The sequence below is a fragment of the Caldimonas manganoxidans ATCC BAA-369 genome (genome assembly GCF_000381125.1).
Taxonomy (GTDB): domain Bacteria; phylum Pseudomonadota; class Gammaproteobacteria; order Burkholderiales; family Burkholderiaceae_C; genus Caldimonas; species Caldimonas manganoxidans.
Genome location: NZ_KB905930.1, coordinates 29,597 through 48,956, shown reverse-complemented (window position 1 = coordinate 48,956; position 19,360 = coordinate 29,597). Strand labels below are relative to the sequence as shown.

The 19,360-nt window shown below is 65.9% G+C and carries 13 protein-coding genes; 9 read left to right on the top strand and 4 right to left on the bottom strand.

All coding sequences use genetic code 11. The annotated features are described in order from the left end of the window. Positions 1 to 4: 4 nt before the first annotated feature. On the bottom strand, positions 5 to 1,186 hold the full coding sequence (gene malE / locus F615_RS17510; protein WP_019559349.1) for a maltose/maltodextrin ABC transporter substrate-binding protein MalE: 1,182 nt from the start codon (positions 1,184 to 1,186) through the stop codon (positions 5 to 7). 271 nt (positions 1,187 to 1,457) lie between these two features. Between malE and dnaG the strand changes: the two genes are divergently transcribed. From dnaG to F615_RS0101200, 3 genes are all read left to right on the top strand, one after another. Next, a complete protein-coding gene (dnaG, locus tag F615_RS0101210) occupies positions 1,458 to 3,284 on the top strand; it encodes a DNA primase (protein ID WP_019559348.1) in 1,827 nt (608 codons plus the stop codon). A gap of 349 nt (positions 3,285 to 3,633) precedes the next feature. Then, positions 3,634 to 5,907, top strand: coding sequence for an RNA polymerase sigma factor RpoD (rpoD, locus tag F615_RS0101205; protein WP_019559347.1), 2,274 nt, complete (start codon positions 3,634 to 3,636; stop codon positions 5,905 to 5,907). 287 nt (positions 5,908 to 6,194) lie between these two features. Then, complete coding sequence (locus F615_RS0101200; RefSeq protein WP_019559346.1) at positions 6,195 to 7,106, top strand: adenylate/guanylate cyclase domain-containing protein; 912 nt, start codon at positions 6,195 to 6,197, stop codon at positions 7,104 to 7,106. Positions 7,107 to 7,124: 18 nt separating this feature from the next. On the opposite strand, the gene F615_RS0101195 is transcribed toward F615_RS0101200, so the two are convergent. Continuing rightward, positions 7,125 to 7,844: an HAD-IA family hydrolase gene (locus F615_RS0101195; RefSeq protein WP_232300977.1), complete on the bottom strand. Its 720-nt coding sequence runs from the start codon at positions 7,842 to 7,844 to the stop codon at positions 7,125 to 7,127. 132 nt (positions 7,845 to 7,976) lie between these two features. Here F615_RS0101195 and F615_RS19285 point away from each other — a divergent pair, with 132 nt between their 5' ends. The 3 genes from F615_RS19285 (at position 7,977) to F615_RS0101180 (ending at position 13,184) form a co-directional block, all read left to right on the top strand. Beyond that, the gene (locus tag F615_RS19285) at positions 7,977 to 11,579 is read left to right on the top strand and encodes a PAS domain S-box protein (RefSeq protein WP_019559344.1); all 3,603 of its coding nucleotides are present in this window, start codon (positions 7,977 to 7,979) and stop codon (positions 11,577 to 11,579) included. A gap of 93 nt (positions 11,580 to 11,672) precedes the next feature. After that, positions 11,673 to 12,764 carry a ferrochelatase gene (gene hemH / locus F615_RS0101185; protein ID WP_019559343.1) on the top strand — a complete coding sequence of 364 codons (1,092 nt, stop codon included), beginning with the start codon at positions 11,673 to 11,675 and terminating at the stop codon, positions 12,762 to 12,764. A gap of 9 nt (positions 12,765 to 12,773) precedes the next feature. Beyond that, positions 12,774 to 13,184 carry an Hsp15 family ribosome-associated heat shock protein gene (locus F615_RS0101180; RefSeq protein WP_019559342.1) on the top strand — a complete coding sequence of 137 codons (411 nt, stop codon included), beginning with the start codon at positions 12,774 to 12,776 and terminating at the stop codon, positions 13,182 to 13,184. Positions 13,185 to 13,251: 67 nt separating this feature from the next. Here F615_RS0101180 and F615_RS0101175 read toward each other — a convergent pair whose 3' ends face one another. After that, positions 13,252 to 14,463 (bottom strand): DUF5666 domain-containing protein, encoded by a 1,212-nt coding sequence (locus F615_RS0101175; RefSeq protein ID WP_156824499.1) that lies wholly within the window; start codon positions 14,461 to 14,463, stop codon positions 13,252 to 13,254. Then, positions 14,460 to 15,347 carry a DUF6502 family protein gene (locus F615_RS17500; protein WP_156824498.1) on the bottom strand — a complete coding sequence of 296 codons (888 nt, stop codon included), beginning with the start codon at positions 15,345 to 15,347 and terminating at the stop codon, positions 14,460 to 14,462. The genes F615_RS0101175 and F615_RS17500 overlap by 4 nt, the downstream gene beginning before the upstream one ends. A gap of 216 nt (positions 15,348 to 15,563) precedes the next feature. On the opposite strand from F615_RS17500, the gene grpE reads away from it, so the two are divergent. The 3 genes from grpE to dnaJ all read left to right on the top strand — a co-directional run bounded on the left by grpE (position 15,564) and on the right by dnaJ (position 19,360). Then, positions 15,564 to 16,094, top strand: a complete 531-nt coding sequence (gene grpE / locus F615_RS0101165) for a nucleotide exchange factor GrpE (protein WP_019559339.1) — start codon at positions 15,564 to 15,566, stop codon at positions 16,092 to 16,094. A 69-nt stretch (positions 16,095 to 16,163) separates the two neighbouring features. Continuing rightward, entirely contained in the window at positions 16,164 to 18,101 is a 1,938-nt protein-coding gene (dnaK, locus tag F615_RS0101160) for a molecular chaperone DnaK (RefSeq protein WP_019559338.1), read from the top strand. Between the two features lie 119 nt (positions 18,102 to 18,220). Next, complete coding sequence (gene dnaJ / locus F615_RS0101155) at positions 18,221 to 19,360, top strand: molecular chaperone DnaJ (RefSeq protein WP_019559337.1); 1,140 nt, start codon at positions 18,221 to 18,223, stop codon at positions 19,358 to 19,360.

Below are 19,360 nucleotides of genomic sequence, written 5' to 3'. Positions count from 1 at the left end.
AGCGTCAACGGCTGGCCACCGGCCGCCCCTGCACGGCCAAGGCTCGAATTTGCGCGGCCGCTGCTTCGAGCGCCTCCCGTGGGGGACGGCCGGCGTTGATCTCGCGCAGCGCCGCCGACAGGTGCTGCCAGAACCATGTCATCTCCGGATTGCTCGGCATGGGCCGGCCCGCGTAGATCGCCTCCATCGAGGCCCGCACCCGGGCATCGGCATACAGGCGCCAGAACATCCGGCGCGAGGCCGGCACGCCCAGGGGCTTGTCGGCATTGATGGTGTGCAGGCTCTCGGGCCGCAGCAGATGGTTTTCGATGAAGTCCACCGCCCACGCCCGGTGCGGGCTGGCTTGCACCACCATCGCCCCGAGCACGCCGACGAAGGGCCGGGCCGGCCTGCCCCCCAGCGTGGGCAGCGGGGCCACCCCAAAGTCGATACCCGCGGCCGCCAGCCCCTCCCAGGCCCAGGGGCCAGTGATCCACATCGCCTGCAGGCCGTCGCGCATGTCGGCCTCGGCCTCCGAGTAGCTGAGGCCACCCTGCGGGATCACGCCGGCGGCCATCAATTGCTGTAGGTATTGCCCGGCCCGCACCGCCCCGGGGTGATGGATGCCCGTGTCGCGCGGGTCGTAGCTGCCGTCGATGCGGCGCTGGAACACATAGGCCCCCCCAGCGGCCATCAACGGCCAGGTGAAATAGGGACTGCCCGTCTCCCAGCCCAAGGCCCGAATGCCTTTGGGCTTGAGCTTTTCATGCAGGGTCAGCACCTCCTCGAAACTCGACGGCGGCCGATCCACCAAGGCCTTGTTGTACACCAGCGCCACGGCCTCGACCGACAAAGGATAGCCCCACACCTGCCCGCCCAGAGTGAATCCGTCCCAGGCCACTTGCACGATGTCGCTGCGCACGGCTTCGCCCGGCCGCACCGGCGCGATCCAGCCGCGTTGGATCCAGTCACCGATGCGGTCATGCGGCCAAATCCAAATGTCTGGCCCACTCGCGCCCCCATCGCGCATCGCGGCCTCGAAGCGATCGACGGCCTGTTCGAAATGCTCCACCACCACCGGGCGCCCCGTGCGCTGGGTATAGGCCAAGGCCACGCGACGCAAGCCCTCATGACCCTTGTCGGCATTGACCCACACCCTCAGCGGATCAGAGGCCGTGCGCGCCCAGCCCGCCCGGGGCAAGGCCATGCCAGCGCCACAGAGGCCCATAGAAAGAAGTTTGACTACATTTCGCCGATCGTTATACACACGACACCTCCTCGGACGGAACCATCATGGCCAGTCTATTGGCTCGTCAATCAATGGAAATCGGTGTTGTCCCTCGATACGCCAGCACGCCGACCTGCGACTGTGCTGCGGCGCCACTCAGGAAGTACAGATTGAGTAATTTCACTACATCTGGACGCGCCAACATGGCAGAGCCCGCGCGTGCTGCAGCGGCCGGCGGTAGACTGCCGAGGTGATTCCCACCGGCTTCAAACAAGATTTGCTCGCCCGCCTCGACATCGTCGAGATCGTGGGCCGCTACGTGGCACTCAAGAAGGCCGGCATTCATTTCAAGGGCCTGTGCCCCTTCCATGCCGAAAAGACGCCAAGCTTCATCGTCAGCCCCTCACGCCAGACCTATCACTGCTTTGGCTGCGGCGCGCATGGCAATGCGATCGACTTCCTGATGGAACACAGCGGCTTGGGTTTCGTCGATGCGGTGCGCGAGCTGGCCCAGCAAGCCGGACTGCCCGTGCCCGAAGACGACAGCACCCCCGAACAGCGCGCCCAGGCCCAGCAGCAACGACAACGACAGCACACGCTGACCGAGGTGCTCGAGCGCGCGGCCACCCACTACCGCAAGCAGCTCAAGACCAGCCCGCGCGCCATCGATTACCTCAAACGCCGCGGCCTCACCGGCGAGATCGCCGCCCGCTTCGGGCTGGGCTATGCCCCAGACAGCTGGCGCCCCTTGGCCAGCGCCTTCCCCCGCTACGACGACCCCTTGCTCGAAGAATGCGGCCTGGTCATCGTGCAGGGCGAAGGCGAGGACGCCCGGCGCTATGACCGCTTTCGCGACCGCATCATGTTCCCGATCCGCAACGTGCGGGGCGAGGTCATCGGCTTTGGCGCACGGGTGATCGACCAGGGAGAACCGAAGTATCTGAATTCCCCCGAGACGCCGGTCTTCGTCAAAGGGCGGGAACTCTATGGCCTGTATGAAGCCCGTCAGGCCCTGCGCCAGCACGGCTACGCCCTGGTGGTGGAAGGCTATATGGACGTGGTCGCCTTGGCTCAATGGGGCTTCCCCAATGCCGTGGCCACTTTGGGCACGGCCTGCACGGCCGACCATGTCCATAAACTCTTGCGCTTCACCGACACGCTGATCTTCAGCTTCGACGGTGACGCCGCCGGCCGGCGCGCGGCCACCCGGGCGCTGGAAGCGGCCCTGCCCCATGCCACGGACACCCGCACCATCAAGTTCCTTTTCCTGCCCCCCGAGCACGACCCGGATTCCTACATTCGCGAACATGGGCGCGAGGCCTTCGCCCTGTGCGTGACGCAGGCCGTGCCGCTGTCACGGCAGATCCTGGACACCGCCCGCGACGGCCTGGACATCAACAGCGCCGAAGGCCGCGCGCACATGCTGGCCGCCGCCAAACCCCTGTGGAACGCCCTGCCCGAGGGCGTGCTCAAGCAGCAAATCCTGGCCGAACTGGCCCAGGCCGGCGGCCTCAACCCTGCCGATCTGTTGGCCCTGTGGCAGGGGCGCCCGCCCTCGGCGGGACGCAGCAGCGACGGTCTGGCGCGCCGCAGCGACTGGCGCAGGCGCGAGCAAACGCCCGGCCCGATCGGCCCACGTCGAGCCCCACCGGGGCCGGCCGAGCAGGCCGTGCGCTTGTTGTGGCTGCACAGCGCGTGGTGGGACCAACTCACCGGCGAAGACCATGAGCTGCTGCATGCCTTGCCTGCACCGCTGGGCGCGCTGTGCGCTTGGCTCGAACGCTACATGGCCGAACACGGCCCACAACCCTGGTCCGTGCTGGATCAAGCGCTGTCGGGCCACCCCCTGCACGAGGCGGCACGCCGATTGACCGGCGCCATACACCCGGACGACGGTCTCGACTTTTCGGACTTGCGCGCCCTGCTGGACCGCCTGATCGTCGAACGCCTGAAAGCGGAAGAATCGCGCCTGATCGAGCAAGCCGCCCGGGACCCGACGGCCCTGCAACGCTACCGCGAGGTGCACGAGCGCCGGCGCCGCCTGGAAGCCGCCCGCACCGCCCCGGCGGGCCCCTGAGCCTCACGGTGGCCCGGCAAGACACCCCCGCAGTCTTTGACGAAAAGGCCAATGTCGACGATAATGTTGCGTTTATTGATGCGGCAAGAGTGACAGCAGACTCTGGGGGCCCCGGCCACCCGCGACACGGGCACCATCACCGGCCACCCAACCCCGCCAGAACTGCCCTCCATCCTCGTTCACGCCAGCTTGCCCTCTTGAGTCGACACCGGCCGGCCCCATCTGCCTCATGCGGTGTCGACCGGTTTGGCTCGTGCATCGCCCGCATGGGGCTGCGGTTTCCTCCGGTCCGCGCCCAGCGGCGACAGCACCCCCCAAGCCCACCGCACCAGACCATCCGAGGAAACGCATGACCGCCAAGAAAAGTGCCAGCTCCAAGGCGTCCGACGCCAAAGCCGCCGCTGCCGAATCCGCCACCGAGAAGAAAAAGGCCACCAAGGCTGCGACCGTGAAAGAGGCCTCGGCCAAAGCCGCCGCACCTGCCAAATCGGGCGGCACCCGCGCTGCCAAGACCAGCGCGTCGGCGGAAAGCGCCCCCAAGGGTCGGCGCGGCCGCAAGCCCAAAGCCGAGACCACCTCGGCCAAGAAGAGCCGCGCCGATCTCGATGCGGACGACGACTTCGGCGACATCGAAGCCGATCTCGAAGCCGAGCTCGAACCGGAAGTCGAAGCCATCGAAGAAGGCGACGACAAGCCCAAGGCCAAGCCGCTGCGCATGAAGGTCAGCCGCGCCAAGGAGCGTGCGCTGATGCGCGAGTTCGGGCTGGACGAAACCACCCTCACCGAGGAAGAGGTCAACAAGCGCCGCTCCGAGCTCAAGACCCTCATCAAGATGGGCAAGACGCGGGGCTTCCTGACCCATGCGGAAATCAACGACCACCTGCCCGAAAAGCTGGTGGACACCGAGATCATGGACGCCATCGTGTCCATGCTCAACGACATGGGCATCGCCGTCTACGAACAGGCGCCCGATGCGGCCACGCTGCTGATCTCCGGCGGCGGCACGACCACCGCCACCGAGGAAGAGGCCGAGGAAGAGGCCGAGGCGGCGCTCTCGACGGTGGACAGCGAGTTCGGCCGCACCACCGACCCGGTGCGCATGTACATGCGCGAGATGGGTAGCGTCGAGTTGCTCACCCGCGAGGGCGAGATCGAGATTGCCAAACGCATCGAGAAGGGCCTGCAAGACATGATGCTGGCCATCTCCGCCTCGCCCACCACCATTGCCGAGATCCTTGCGCTGGGCGACAAAATCGCTGCAGGCGAACTGCAAATCTCCGATGTGGTCGACGGTTTCGTCTCCGACGACGAAGCCGACGACTATGTCGCCGAGGAAGACTTCGACGAATTCGACGAAGACGAGGACGACGACGGCAATGGCGGCTCCAAGGCGCTGACCAAGAAGCTGGAGGAACTCAAGACCGCGGCTCTGGAGAAATTCGCCAAGCTGCGCGTCGAGTTCGACAAGATGCGCCGCGCCTATGAAAAGGACGGCTACAAGTCGCCGGCCTACAACAAGGCCCAGCAGGCCATCTCCAACGAATTGATGACCATTCGCTTCACGGTCAAGACGATCGAGAAGCTGTGCGACATCCTGCGCTCACAAGTCGATGACGTGCGCCGCTACGAACGCGAGATCCGCAAGATCGTGGTGGACAAGTGCGGCATGCCTCAGGAGCACTTCATCAAGACCTTCCCGCCCAACGCGCTCAACCTCAAGTGGGGCGAGAAAGAGGCTGCGGCTGGCAAGCCCTACAGCGCGGTGCTGGCGCGCAACCTGCCGGCCGTGCAGGAGCTGCAGCAAAAACTCATCGACATCCAAGCCCGTGCCGTGGTGCCGCTGGAGGATCTCAAAGAGATCAACAAGCGCATGAACGAAGGGGAAGCCGCCTCGCGTGAAGCCAAACGCGAGATGATCGAGGCCAACCTGCGCCTGGTGATTTCGATTGCCAAGAAATACACCAACCGCGGCCTGCAGTTCCTCGATCTCATCCAGGAAGGCAACATCGGCCTGATGAAGGCGGTGGACAAATTCGAATACCGCCGCGGCTACAAATTCTCCACCTATGCCACCTGGTGGATCCGGCAGGCCATCACCCGCTCGATCGCCGATCAGGCCCGCACCATCCGCATCCCGGTGCACATGATCGAGACGATCAACAAAATGAACCGCATCTCGCGCCAACATCTGCAAGAGTTCGGCTATGAACCCGATGCGCCGACGCTGGCCGAGAAGATGGACATGCCCGAGGACAAGATCCGCAAGATCATGAAGATCGCCAAGGAGCCGATCTCGATGGAAACCCCCATCGGAGACGACGACGACTCCCACCTGGGCGATTTCATCGAAGACACCAACAACATCGCGCCGGTGGATGCCGCGATGCAAGCTGGCTTGCGCGAGGTGGTCAAAGAGATCCTGGACAGCCTGACCCCGCGGGAAGCCAAAGTGCTGCGCATGCGCTTTGGCATCGAGATGAGCACCGACCACACGCTGGAAGAAGTGGGCAAGCAATTCGACGTGACTCGCGAACGCATCCGTCAAATCGAAGCCAAGGCCATCCGCAAACTCAAACACCCCAGCCGCTCTGACAAGCTGAGAACGTATCTCGACAATCTTTGATTGGCGAGAGACGTCAGCCGCCGCAGGCGGCGGGACTCGCGCAGCGAGGCCCTCTCGGCTTGCGCGACCCAGCACAAGCTGAGAACGTATCTCGACAATCTTTGATTGGCGAGAGACGTCAGCCGCCGCAGGCGGCGGGACTCGCACCGCCCGAGGCGCCGAGCGGGCGCCTCGGCCCATCAGGCTATTGCAAGAAACCAACGGCCTCGCCCCTGTGCGGGGCCGTTCGCATTCCAGCGCCCCCTCGCAGCCGCTACACTGCGCGTGACATTTCTCACAGTCCGCCGATGCCGTCTTCCAGCGAGCGCACCGTCCTGTTTGCCGATTTGCGCGGTAGCACCTCGCTGTACGAGTCCCTTGGCAATTCCCAGGCGGCCGAAATCATCACCCGCACCATCGGCATGCTCAGCCAGGTCGTGAGCCAACGCGGTGGCACGGTGGTCAAAACCCTGGGGGATGGCTTGATGGCCGTCTTCGAGCGGCCCGCACGCAGCCTGCGCGCGGCCTGTGAAATGCAAGAAGCCATCGCCCGCATCATGTCCGATGCCCACACTGGCGCCTCATCGCTGAAGCTGCGCGTGGCCTTGGCGCACGGCGAGATCGTCGCGGTCGACGGCGATTGGTTCGGCGATGCGGTCAATGTCGCGGCCCGCCTGCTCGAACATGCCGGGGACAATGAAGTGCTGATCACCGATGCGGTGCACGAGCGTCTCAACCGCCTGGATCGGCAGCGTTTTCGCAGCCTGGATCGCCTGCATCTGCGCGGCCGCGCCGAACCTTGCCGCGTCTTCGTGCTGGAGACCTGGACCGACGATGCCCCGGTGTCTACGCTGTTTTCCGACTTCACCGACACCCCTTCGGCCGACTGCCTGCGACTGACGGTGGGCGGTGTGCATCAGGTCTACACCCCCCAACAAACACCGATCGTCCTGGGGCGCAGCCCCGAATCCACGCTGTGCATCGACGACACCCGGGTCTCGCGACTGCATGCACGCATCGAATGGCACAGCGGCAACTTCCACCTCGACGATCAAAGCAGCAACGGCAGCTTCGTGCGCTTTGCCAACGAGGCCGAGACCGTGGTGTTGCGCCGCGGCCGCTGCGTGCTGCATGGCCGTGGCGTCATCGGACTGGGAGCGCCGCCAGGCGACCCCAAAGCTGCCTGCCTGAGCTTCGAAGTCTTCAGCATCGGGCCTTGAAAGCCCTCCCACGGCAGCTCAAGCTCCCAACCGATCGGCCAGCTCGCCCAAATCACGCACCACATGGTGGGTGCCTTCGGGCGCCCCCTCGGCCTCGGCATGAATGTCTGGACGCGCCACCCAGGCCGCCTGCAGGCCCGCGGCCAAGGCCGCTGCCACATCCAAAGCCAAGTCGTCCCCCACGTGCAAGACCCGGTGCGCCGGCGCCCCGGCACGGCGGCAAGCCTCCATGAAGATCGCGGCATGGGGCTTGCCCACCCCAAAACTGCGCGCACTGACCACGCTGCGAAACCAATGGCTCAGCCCAATGGTTTGCAGGTCGGCATTGCCATTGGTCAGCGCCACCAAGGGGAAGCGAGCCGCCAGGCGCTGTAGCGCTGGCACCACGTCTGCGTAAATCTCGACTCGGTGCCGCCAAGACAAGAATGCGTCGAAGGCCGGTTGCGCCAGCCCCTCGTCGTCGCCGGCCTGGCGCAGCGCACGCCGCAAGCTCTCCAGGCGGATGGCGCTCAGATCGTGGGACCACTGCGGGTGGGTGCGGGCCACTTCGTCGCGCAGCGCCCGCAAGCCGGCGATATCGAAACGCCGCGCCGTGGCCGGCGCATGCCGTTGCAGCCAGGCATGCAGTTGCGTCTCGGCCCGTTCGATGGCCGGCCACACGGGCCACAAGGTGTCGTCCAGGTCGAGCGTCAGCGCCAAGGGCGGCATGGCTAGCGGGGGATTGTTCGTCGCCTTCACGAGGTAGCGCATTATTCAACGATGCCCAGCATTCTGAGGCCATGGCACCATCGAACCCGATGAAGCCGGCCTCCAACTCGCCTATAGTGCACGGCGAACGTCCCCCGCCGCCCATGATCCACCGGACACGCCATGTCCCGCCCGAGCCTCGCTGACGAAACCCAACGTCTGGGGCGCCTGCACGAGTTGCGCATCCTGGACACGGCGCCCGAGCCGAGCTTCGATGCCGCCGTGAGCTTGGCCGCGCGGCTGACCGGTTGCCCCATCGCGCTGCTGGGCTTCATGGACCGGGATCGCCATTGGTTCAAGTCCGTGGTCGGGGCTGAGGCCCGGGAAGTCCCGCGCGAGCTGGCCCTGTGCAACCAGACCCTGCATGAGGACGGTCTGACGGTGGTCGAGGACCTGACAGCCGATCCCCGCTTCGCCCAGCACCCCTTCGTCGTCGATACCTATCGACTGCGCTTCTTTGCAAGCCTGCCGCTGCGGGTCGAAGGAGCCGTGGTGGCCACGCTGTGCGTCTATGACCTGCGGTCGCGAACACTGGATGCCCCGGCCAGGCAGGGGCTGCATCAGCTCGGCCTGATGCTGGAAGACATGCTGGCCTTGCGACTCAAAGAGCAGCGCTCGCGCATGCAGGAAGCCCGGGTGCGAACGGCTGGACTGGCCGGCAACGACTGGCTGTGGGAATCGGATGCCGAAGGTCGTATCACTTGGGTGTCGGCCAGTTTGGAGCGGCACACCGGGCTGCGTCCGGAAGACGAAATCGGACAAACAGCCCGCGAGTTCTTTCATCCTTGCTCCGATCCGGCCCACCGTAGCGACCATGCGGCCTACATACAAGCACGCCAAGCGCGCCAGCCCTTCAGCCAATTGGTCATGGAGCGCGAAACGCCGCGCGGCCGCCTGGCCGTGTCGGTGTCGGGCGTGCCGGTGTTCGACTCGTCCGGGCGGTTCCGCGGCTATCGCGGCGCCACCCGGGTGGTGACGGAGGAACTGCGTCTGCAGCAGCAGGCCCGCCAAGTCCAGCGCTTGCTTCAGGAGGCCATCGACAGCGTGGGGGCGGGCATCGTCATCACCGATGCCCATGACCGCATCGTGCATGCCAACCGGGCCTGGCGCGAAGGCCTGGGTTGCCACGTCCAGGGCCTGGAGAGTGCCTGCTGGACCGAAGCGCTGGAGCGGGCGGTGCGTGCAGGCGACTATCCCGATGCCATCGGACGCGAGGACGAATTTCTCGCCTGGCACACCGCCGCCCGCCCAGCGGGCGCTGCGCCGCTGGAGATGCGCTGGCGCGACCGCTGGATCCTCCTGACCGAAGAGCCCATCGCCAGCGGCGGCCACATTCGTGTGGCCGTGGACATCACCGCGCGCCGTCGAGCCGAGCAGGAGTTGGAGCAGCGCGATGCCCAATTGCAAATCATGCGGCGCGCCATGGAAGCCGAGACCGCCCTGCCGATGACCGTGGTCGACGCCCTGGCTCCAGACATGCCGCTGGTGTATGTCAACCCGTCCTTCGAACGTCTGACCGGTTACCGGCGAGAGGAAATCCTCGGCCGCAACTGCCGCTTCCTGCAGTGCGAGGACACCGATCCGGTGATGCTGGCCGCACTGCGCTCGGCGCTGGCGCGTGGGGAAAGCTGCACCGTGGTGCTGCGCAACCAGCGCAAAGACGGCAGCCGCTTCCTCAATGAATTGCATGTGGCGCCCTTGCGCGATGCCCAAGGGCGCATCACCCACTTCATCGGCTTGCAAAACGACATCACCGAACGCAGCGCCGCCGCCGACCGGCTGCGGCTGAGCGAGGAGTTGTACCGCTCGGTGGCCTTGTCGATCAGCGATGGACTGATGGTGCTCACACGTGACCATTACGTCGTGGCGGTCAATCCGGCAGCCTGCCGCATCCTCGACGCCTCGATGGACACGCTGATGATGCGGCCCGTCCTCGAACTGCTGAGCGAGGACCTGCGGCCTTTGCCCGCCCAGGCCCACCCGGTGACGCGCTCACTCCAGACCGGCAAGCCGGTGACCGAGGAGGTGTATGCGGTGCGCGGGCGCGACGGCAGCCCCCGGTGGCTGGCCGTCAACACGCAGCCGCTGCGGGTAAGTCCTGACGAGCCGCCGATGTCGGCCGTGCTGACCTTTCGGGACATCACCCGTCAGCGCCAAGCCGAGCTCGCTTTGGCCCAAAGCGAACAGCGCTGGAAATTCGCCCTCGAGGGCAGCGGCGACGGCGTATGGGACTGGGACGTTCAAGCCGGCACGGTGTACTACTCACGCAGTTGGCGCGCCAATCTGGGCTATGCCCATGACGAGCTGAGCAACGATCCACGCGAATGGCGAGAACGCGTCCACCCGGAGGACTGGCCGCAGGTGCGCGCCGCGCTGGTGGCACATTTGAAAGGACGGACCGAGGTCTACCAATCCGAGCACCGCATGCGTCACCGCGATGGCCACTATCTGTGCGTCTTCGAACGCGGCAAGGTGATGGTCCGTTCGCCCGATGGCCGTGCCTTGCGGGTGGTCGGCACTTATTCCGACATCACGCGTCTGAAACAAGCCGAACAGGCGTTGCGCGACAAACGGGCCGCCGAGCTGGCCAGCCAGGCCAAGACGGAGTTCCTCTCGCGCATGAGCCATGAGATGCGCACCCCGCTCAATGCGATGATCGGATTTGCCCAACTGCTTGCAATGAGCGCCGGGCAGCCCCATGCGGCGCAGATTCGCGACTATGCCACGCACATGCTGCAAGCCGGCCGCCACCTCTTGGCGCTGATCAACGACGTGTTGGATCTGCAACGCGTGGAAGCGGGCCAGCTTGCCCTGTCGATGGGGCCTGTGTCCTTGCGCGAAGCCAGTGCCCAAACACAAGAATTGTTGGCGCCCTTGGCGCGGGAATACCGCATCGACATCGAAAACCTCATACCGATGGACACGCACGTGCGGGCCGACCCGCAGCGGCTGCGCCAGGTCTTGCTCAACATCGTGTCGAATGCGATCAAATACAACCGGCCCGGCGGCCGCGTGACGCTGCAGGCCGGCGATGCGGCCGAGCACCGTGTGAGCATCGAGGTGACCGACACCGGCGCCGGTCTGGATGCCGCGCAGCTCGAGCGCCTGTTCCAGCCCTTCGAGCGATTGGGGCGCGAAACCTCCGGCATCGAAGGCACCGGCTTGGGTCTGTTCATCGCCAAGCGCCTGATCGAAGAGATGGGCGGCCGCATCCACGTGCGCAGCAGCGTCGGCACGGGCACCACGGTCAGCCTGGAGCTGCCGCGCGCCGATGCCGCCACGGCGAACACCATCGGTGCGGCGTCCACCGATCCCGCGCCATCGATGCCCAGCCGCATCGGCCCGCTGCGCCTGCTCTACGTGGAAGACAACCCGGTCAACGCCCTGCTGTTCCGCGAGGCCATGACCCTGTGCGAGCACATCGAACTGCAGGTCGCCGAAGATGGTGAACGAGCGTTCGACCTGGTGCGCCACTGGCGGCCCGACGTCATCGTGCTCGACGCCCACCTGCCCGGCATGTCCGGCTTCGACGTGCTGCAAGGCCTGCGCCGAGACCACGGCCTGCACGACATCCCAGCCTTCATGTGCTCGGCCGATGCCATGCCCGAGGACATCGAACGGGCCCGTCAGGCCGGTTTCGCCGGCTACTGGACCAAACCCATCGCCCTGCCCCAAGTGCTGGCGGACATCGCGCGCGTGAGGCGCCGGCCAGACCCCGAGGACTGAGTTCCCCCCACCCCCTAGGGGCAAGCCCGGCCTGCGATGGTGAGACTGGAGCGGCTCGGGAATAATCCCGAAGCCACAAGGAATCCCGAATCGATGCGCTTCGCCCCCGAACCCCCCCATGCCCATGGCCGCGACAGCACCACCGGTGTGCTGCTGTGCAATCTGGGCACTCCGGAAGCCCCCACGGCGCCGGCGCTGCGCCGCTACCTGGCCGAGTTTCTGAGCGATCCCCGCGTGGTGGAGATCCCGCGCTGGCTGTGGAAGCCCCTGTTGCACGGCATCATCCTGCGCGTGCGTCCATCCCGGTCTGCCGCGAAATACGAAAGCATCTGGACCGAGGCTGGCTCCCCCTTGCGGGTGTGGACGGAACGACAAGCCAAACTCTTGCAAGGCTATCTGGGCGAGCGCGGGCACCGTGTGACGGTGGCAGCCGCCATGCGCTATGGACGACCGTCCATTGCCACCCAACTGGATGCCTTGAAGGCCGCTGGTGCCACACGGGTGCTGGTATTGCCCCTGTACCCCCAGTATTCCGGCACCACCACGGCCAGCGTGATCGATGCCGTGGGCGCCTGGGCGGCGCGCACGCGGGCCCTGCCCGAGCTGCGCTTCGTCAACCGCTATGGCGACCATCCTGGCTACATCGGCGCCCTGGCCCGACGCATCGGCCAGCACTGGATGGACCATGGCCGGCCCGACCGGCTCGTCCTCAGCTTCCACGGCGTGCCGCGGCGCACCCTGGACCTCGGCGACCCCTACCACTGCGAATGCCACAAGACCGCGCGCCTGGTGGCCGAACGGCTCGGCCTGCGAGCCGAGCAATATTGCGTCACCTTCCAAAGCCGCTTCGGCAAGGCACCTTGGTTGCAGCCCTACACCGAGCCCACGCTGATCGAACTGGCCCGCCAGGGCATGCGGCGTGTGGACGTGATCTGCCCCGGCTTCGTCAGCGACTGCATCGAAACCCTGGAAGAGATCGCCATCGAAGGCCGCCAAGCCTTTCTGGGCGCCGGCGGCCAGGAGTTCCATCACATCGCCTGCCTGAACGATCTGCACGAATGGATCGTCGCGCTTTGCGACATCGCCGAGCAGCATCTGGCCGGATGGCCCACACGCGAAGCCAGTGACCCGGCCGCACTGACACGCCAACGCGAGCGCGCCCTGGCGCTTGGCGCAGCCGCTTGAGGTCTGGCCATGGACGGCGTACGCCTGGACAAATGGTTATGGGCCGCGCGCTTCTACAAGACGCGCAGCCTGGCCATGGAAGAAGTCGACAAAGGTCGAGTGCGTGTCAACGACCAACCGGCCAAGCCCTCGCGCGAAGTTCGCATCGGCGACCGCCTGAGCATTCAACAGGGACCGACGACCCGCATTCTCATCGTGCGCGGTCTGAGCAAGGTGCGCGGCCCGGCCGCCGTGGCTCAGCAGCTCTACGAAGAAACACCGGACAGCGTTCGCGCCCGCGAAGAAGCCGCGCGCCTGCGGCGCTACCTCGCCGACCCGGCCCACGCCATCGAACAAGGCCGCCCGACCAAGCGCGACCGGCGCAAGCTGGCCGACTGGCAGCGCTGGAGCGTGTCGCTGGACGATCTGCCCAAGCGGTGATACCGCCACCGGCGCGCCGGCACGGGACACCCGCAGCGGCCCCGAGGATCCGCTGCTTGAGGCCGCCTCAAGGATTCACACACTCGATCCGGGTCGCGCGGACATGGTCGCCAGCGATGCGGCCCGTCACCCGCACCCGCACGCCGTGGGCCGGGTCACAGTCACGCGGCGTGCTGGCGTTCCATTCGACGAACGTGCCGCGCACCGTGAAGCGGAACCCGGACACCTCGGACACCTCCCCGGCCAGTCGGGCCACGGACGCCTCACTGGCATCCGTGCGCAGCGCAAAGCGGGCTCCACGCAGCACCTGCAGCGCCGCATCGTAGTGCGCCTGCACGTCCACGTACCGCCCCTCCACCAAGTCATCCAGACTCCCTCCGCTCACCTGGGCCGACGACCGCTCGATCACGGCATCGGCGACGCACACATAAAACAACGAGGGTGCCTCCGAGCAGACCTGCACCGGCCCGGACAGACGCACCGGCTGTTGCGGCTGCCACTGCCGGCGCAGGATCTGGATGCGATCGGCCAGGACATACGGGTCGTCCGGCGGGCCCAAGATGCCCCCGCGTGTCCACACCCGCACCGACAACCCCTCGGCCAGCGCCTGTTGACCAGGCACGATGACCGTGCGGCCGTCCCACTGCACCCTCAGTCCACCCAGCCTGAAGCTGCCCGATGTCAGGCCCATGACCGAACCGCTCAGGCGCAGCCAGGGGCTCTGTCCGGCACCGTCCACGGTGGCGATCCGAGAGGCCAGGATCTCGCGCACCCCCCCGCTCGTGCGGGCCAGGCCGTGCACTTCCACCCGCTGCCCCACCTGCAGCGCCGAGGCGTCGGCCACCCCCACCAGCAAGGTCAAGGGCCCTTGCGCCGCATCGGTGTTGACCCGCACCGGCTGCCCGGCCACCTTCAAGGGCGAGACCGAGGTCACCGGGCCGATCACCTGAGGCGAGATGCGGATCTCGGAGACCACGCGCCGCCCCGAGGCCGCGGTCTCGAACTCGAGCTCGACGCGCTGGCCCAGGCCGAGCCGGAGCGGTCCGGAGGGAAGGTCGGGCGCCCCCTCCGCGCTGTCGAGCCTCACGCGCGCCTGGGTGTCGTCCAGCTCCACGCCATCGACCCACACGCTGCCGAAGCCCGAGACCGTCCCCGATGACGACACCGGCGCCCCCGTCCCACCCGAACCCACACCGTCCCCACCGCCGCAAGCAACCAGCCCGCCAGCCAGCGCCAGGGCCATCAGGCCGATCCGACTCCCCCTCAGGACTCGGTTCACGACGAAGACTCCTTTCGGGCGTGCGCAGCGTCGGTCTCGGATGCCTCGGGCTCCATGTAGTAATACACGCCAAAGCGCATGCGGTAAGGCTGCGCAGGCTTTGCGTCGGCCTGACAGCGCTGTCGCGCCTGCTCGGCCATGCACACGAAGTCCTGCGCCCACAGCCGCCGTGCCAGCACCCCCAGCGCCTCGGCCGAAGCCTGCGACAGCCCGCTGGCGAACACGCTTTGCTCGAGCAGGCGCGGTTCGGACATGGTCAGGTTGTGCACCGCAGCAGCCAGGTGATCGGCCCCGTTGGCGGCCAACAGCTCGGCCATGGCGGCCTCGTCGGCCGACGGCACGTAGCTCTGCGCCACCAACTCCACCCACGGGCCATCGATGTGCACCAGCGACAACCGCTGCAGCTCGTCCAGCAAGGTGCGGGGGTGCACGTCCGTGGACACCTCTCGCGCCAGCGCCTCGAACGAGCCTTGCTCTCCCTGGCGCGGCAGCCGCAACGGGCGGCCGCTGGCCGGATCGCGCCAGCGTGGGTCGGTGGCCCAGCGCGTGAAGACCAGCGACGCGGGCGAAAAAGGCTTGTCGCGCTGCAGGGCCCGGCCCAGCTGCGTCAGCGCCCGCACGTCTTTGCGGTGCACCCCGCTGAGCACGCTCAGCGCCGAATCGGTGCAGCGCCGCCCCTGGCGGCGCAGTTCCTCGGCCGCCACCTCCACGAAGACCCGCTTGAGCGCGGCCACGAAAGCCCCGTACTGCACCCCCTGGCGCAGCAACCAACGCACGATGGGCCGGGCCAAGGTCAGGGCCGTGCGCATGGCCAGCTCGGCGCGGCCGGCGCCCCTGGAATGCGCAGCGGCATCCTTGGTTTCGCTGGAAAAGGAAGTGTCCAAGGGCAAATGGGACTGATTCACAGGCTCAGGCAGGCATCCTAACCTGCGCAAAATGCCCAGGCGCCCCCCTGCGTCGGGGACCGGACGGACCGGCCCAGGCCATTTGCCGGCAAAATTCAAGATTTTCTTCAGGATTTTCCCGTCCGCCATCGGGCCCAGCCTCTTGAACCTTTGGAGCATGCCCCCATTTGCGCGCCAACCGATGGGAAGCACGACATGACAGAACCGCAACATCCTGACCCCAACCAATCTCCTGCCCCTGAACTGAACGCCGAGCCGGCCGAGCAGGTGACGCTCGAACAGAAGCTGGCCGAACTCGAAGCCCGGCACGCCGAGGTGTCCGACGCCTACTTGCGCGCCAAGGCCGAGGTCGAAAACACCCGCCGCCGCGCCGAGGAGGAAATCGCCAAGTCGCGCAAGTTCGCCATCGAGGCGTTTGCTGAAAGCCTGCTGCCCGTCAAAGACAGCCTGGAAGCCGCCTTGGCAGTGGACAACGCCACGCTGGAACAATTGCGCGAGGGTGTGCATGCCACGTTGCGCTTGCTCACCCAGGCCCTGGAACGCAACAAGGTGCTCGAGGTGAACCCGGCCAGCGGCGACAAGTTCGACCCCCATCAACACCAGGCCATCAGCATGGTGCCGGCCGAGCAAGAGCCCAACACCATCGTGGCCGTGCTGCAAAAAGGCTATGTGATTGCCGACCGGGTGCTGCGTCCAGCCCTGGTGACCGTGGCGGCCCCCCGCTGACCCCTTGAAAGCCCCTCATTGATCCACAAGTAGCGGACAACCGGATTTTTCAGATCAGGAGCATCCAACATGGCAAAAATCATCGGCATCGACCTGGGCACCACCAACTCGTGCGTGGCCGTCATGGAAGGCAATACGCCCAAGGTCATCGAAAACAGTGAGGGCGCGCGCACCACGCCGTCCATCGTGGCCTACATGGAAGACGGTGAGGTGCTGGTCGGCGCCCCTGCCAAGCGCCAGGCAGTCACCAATCCCAAGAACACCCTGTACGCCGTCAAGCGCCTGATCGGACGCAAGTTCACCGAGAAGGAAGTCCAAAAGGACATCGACCTGATGCCCTATTCCATCGTGCAAGCCGACAACGGCGATGCCTGGGTCGAAGTGCGGGGTAAGAAACTCGCGCCTCCGCAGGTCAGCGCCGAAGTGCTGCGCAAGATGAAGAAGACCGCCGAGGATTACCTGGGCGAACCCGTGACCGAGGCCGTGATCACCGTGCCGGCCTATTTCAACGACAGCCAGCGTCAAGCCACCAAGGACGCCGGGCGCATCGCCGGCTTGGAAGTCAAGCGCATCATCAATGAGCCCACGGCGGCCGCATTGGCCTTCGGCCTGGACAAAACCGCCAAAGGCGACCGCAAGATCGCCGTCTATGACCTCGGCGGCGGCACGTTCGACATCTCCATCATCGAAATCGCCGATGTCGATGGCGAGAAGCAGTTCGAAGTGCTGTCCACCAACGGCGACACCTTCCTCGGTGGCGAGGACTTCGACCAGCGCATCATCGACTACATCATTGGGGAATTCAAGAAAGAACAAGGCGTCGACCTCACCAAGGACGTGCTGGCCTTGCAGCGCCTGAAAGAAGCTGCCGAGAAAGCCAAGATCGAGCTGTCCTCCAGCCAGCAAACCGAAATCAACCTGCCCTACATCACGGCCGACGCCTCCGGGCCGAAGCACCTGAACATCAAGCTCACGCGTGCCAAACTCGAGGCCCTGGTCGAAGACCTGATCGAGCGCACCATCGAGCCCTGCCGCATCGCCATCAAGGATGCCGGCGTGAAGGTCAGCGACATCGATGACGTGATCCTGGTCGGTGGCATGACCCGCATGCCCAAGGTGCAGGAGAAGGTCAAGGAGTTCTTCGGCAAAGAGCCGCGCAAAGACGTCAACCCCGACGAAGCCGTGGCCGTGGGTGCGGCCATCCAAGGCGCGGTGCTGGCCGGCGACCGCAAGGACGTGTTGCTGCTGGACGTCACCCCGCTGTCCTTGGGCATCGAGACCCTGGGCGGCGTGATGACGAAGATGATCAGCAAGAACACCACCATCCCGACCAAGTTCTCGCAGGTCTTCTCCACGGCGGAGGACAACCAACCGGCCGTGACCATCAAGGTCTACCAGGGCGAACGCGAAATGGCCGCGGGCAACAAGCTGCTGGGCGAGTTCAACCTGGAAGGCATTCCGCCGGCGCCGCGCGGCGTGCCGCAAATCGAGGTGACTTTCGACATCGACGCCAACGGCATTTTGCACGTCAGCGCCAAGGACAAGGCCACCGGCAAGGAGAACAAGATCACCATCAAGGCAAACTCCGGCCTCACCGAGGAGGAGATCCAAAAGATGGTGAAAGACGCCGAGCTCAACGCCGCCGAGGACAAGCGCAAGCTCGAACTGGCGCAAGCCCGCAACCAGGCCGACGCCCTGGTGCACAGCGTGCGCAAGTCTTTGGGTGAGCACGGCAGCAAGCTCGAAGCCTCCGAGAAGGAAGCCATCGAGTCGGCCATCAAGGACCTCGAAGAAGCCCTCAAGGGCGAGGACAAGGCCACCATCGAAGCCAAGAGCGAGGCGCTGATGAAGGCCAGCCAGAAGTTGGGCGAGAAGCTCTATGCCGACATGCAGGCGGCTCAGGCGGCCGGCCAGAGCCACTCCGCTGCTGGTGCCCAAGCCTCGGCCAAGTCCGCCGACGACAACGTGGTGGACGCCGAATTCACCGAAGTGAAGGACAAAAAGTAATCGACGCTGGCCCGCCCCCCGAAGCCGGCAGCCGCAGCCGCAGGGGGCGGGGATGAAAGCACCCCCGTGGGCAGCGACACCTGCACACGGGGGCTTTGCGTTTGAAAGTGACCGAGAACATGGCAAAGCGCGACTACTACGAAGTCCTGGGTGTGGCGAAAAATGCCTCCGAAGAGGACATCAAAAAGGCCTACCGCAAGTTGGCCATGAAGTACCACCCGGACCGCAACCAGGGTGACAAGGCCAAGGAAGCCGAGGAAAAGTTCAAAGAGGCCAAAGAGGCCTACGAGATGCTCTCGGACCCGAAAAAGCGCGCGGCCTATGACCAGTACGGCCATGCAGGGGTGGATCCGTCCATGGGCGGCGCCGGCTTCCGCGGTGGCCCCGAAGGTTTCGGTGGCTTTGCAGAAGCCTTCGGCGACATCTTTGGCGACATCTTCGGGACCGGCGGCTCGCGCCGCGGGGGCCCACAGGTCTATCGCGGCAGCGACCTGTCCTATGCCATGGAAATCACCCTGGAAGAAGCCGCCTTCGGCAAGGAAGCGCAAATTCGCATCCCCAGCTGGGAAGACTGCGACACCTGCCATGGCAGCGGCGCCCGTCCGGGCACCAGTGCCAAAACCTGTGGCACCTGCCATGGCTCGGGCACCGTGCACCTGCGCCAAGGCTTCTTCAGCATCCAACAAACCTGCCCAAACTGTCACGGCAGCGGCAAGGTCATCCCCGATCCGTGCCCCAGCTGCGGCGGACAGGGTCGGGTCAAGCGCGCCAAGACACTGGAGGTCAAAATCCCCGCCGGCATCGACGAAGGCATGCGCATCCGCTCGGCCGGCAATGGGGAACCCGGCACCAACGGTGGCCCACCCGGCGACCTGTACATCGAGATCCGCATCAAAAAACACGAGATCTTCGAACGCGACGGCGACGACCTGCACTGCACCGTGCCCGTGAGCATCACCACGGCCATCCTCGGCGGCACCATCGAGGTGCCCACGCTGTCTGGCCGCGCCGAAATCGAGCTGCCCGAGGGCACTCAGCATGGCAAGACCTTCCGCCTGCGTGGCAAAGGCATCAAGGGCGTGCGCTCGGCCTATCCTGGCGATCTGTACTGCCATATCCAGATCGAAACACCGGTCAAGCTCACAGAGCACCAACGCAAGCTGGTCAAGGAGCTGGATGAATCGCTCAAGAAAGGCGGCGAACGCCACTCGCCCCATGCCAAGAGTTGGACCGACCGGGTCAAAGACCTGTTCAAGTGA

Bases quoted from the DNA above. Each gene is read 5' to 3' on its own strand.
- malE (WP_019559349.1), bottom strand. From the start codon at position 1,186: ATGGCCTTGCCCCGGGCGGGCTGGGCGCGCACGGCCTCTGATCCGCTG.
- rpoD (WP_019559347.1), top strand. From the start codon at position 3,634: ATGACCGCCAAGAAAAGTGCCAGCTCCAAGGCGTCCGACGCCAAAGCC.
- F615_RS0101200 (WP_019559346.1), top strand. From the start codon at position 6,195: ATGCCGTCTTCCAGCGAGCGCACCGTCCTGTTTGCCGATTTGCGCGGT.
- F615_RS19285 (WP_019559344.1), top strand. From the start codon at position 7,977: ATGTCCCGCCCGAGCCTCGCTGACGAAACCCAACGTCTGGGGCGCCTG.
- hemH (WP_019559343.1), top strand. From the start codon at position 11,673: ATGCGCTTCGCCCCCGAACCCCCCCATGCCCATGGCCGCGACAGCACC.
- F615_RS0101180 (WP_019559342.1), top strand. From the start codon at position 12,774: ATGGACGGCGTACGCCTGGACAAATGGTTATGGGCCGCGCGCTTCTAC.
- grpE (WP_019559339.1), top strand. From the start codon at position 15,564: ATGACAGAACCGCAACATCCTGACCCCAACCAATCTCCTGCCCCTGAA.
- dnaK (WP_019559338.1), top strand. From the start codon at position 16,164: ATGGCAAAAATCATCGGCATCGACCTGGGCACCACCAACTCGTGCGTG.
- dnaJ (WP_019559337.1), top strand. From the start codon at position 18,221: ATGGCAAAGCGCGACTACTACGAAGTCCTGGGTGTGGCGAAAAATGCC.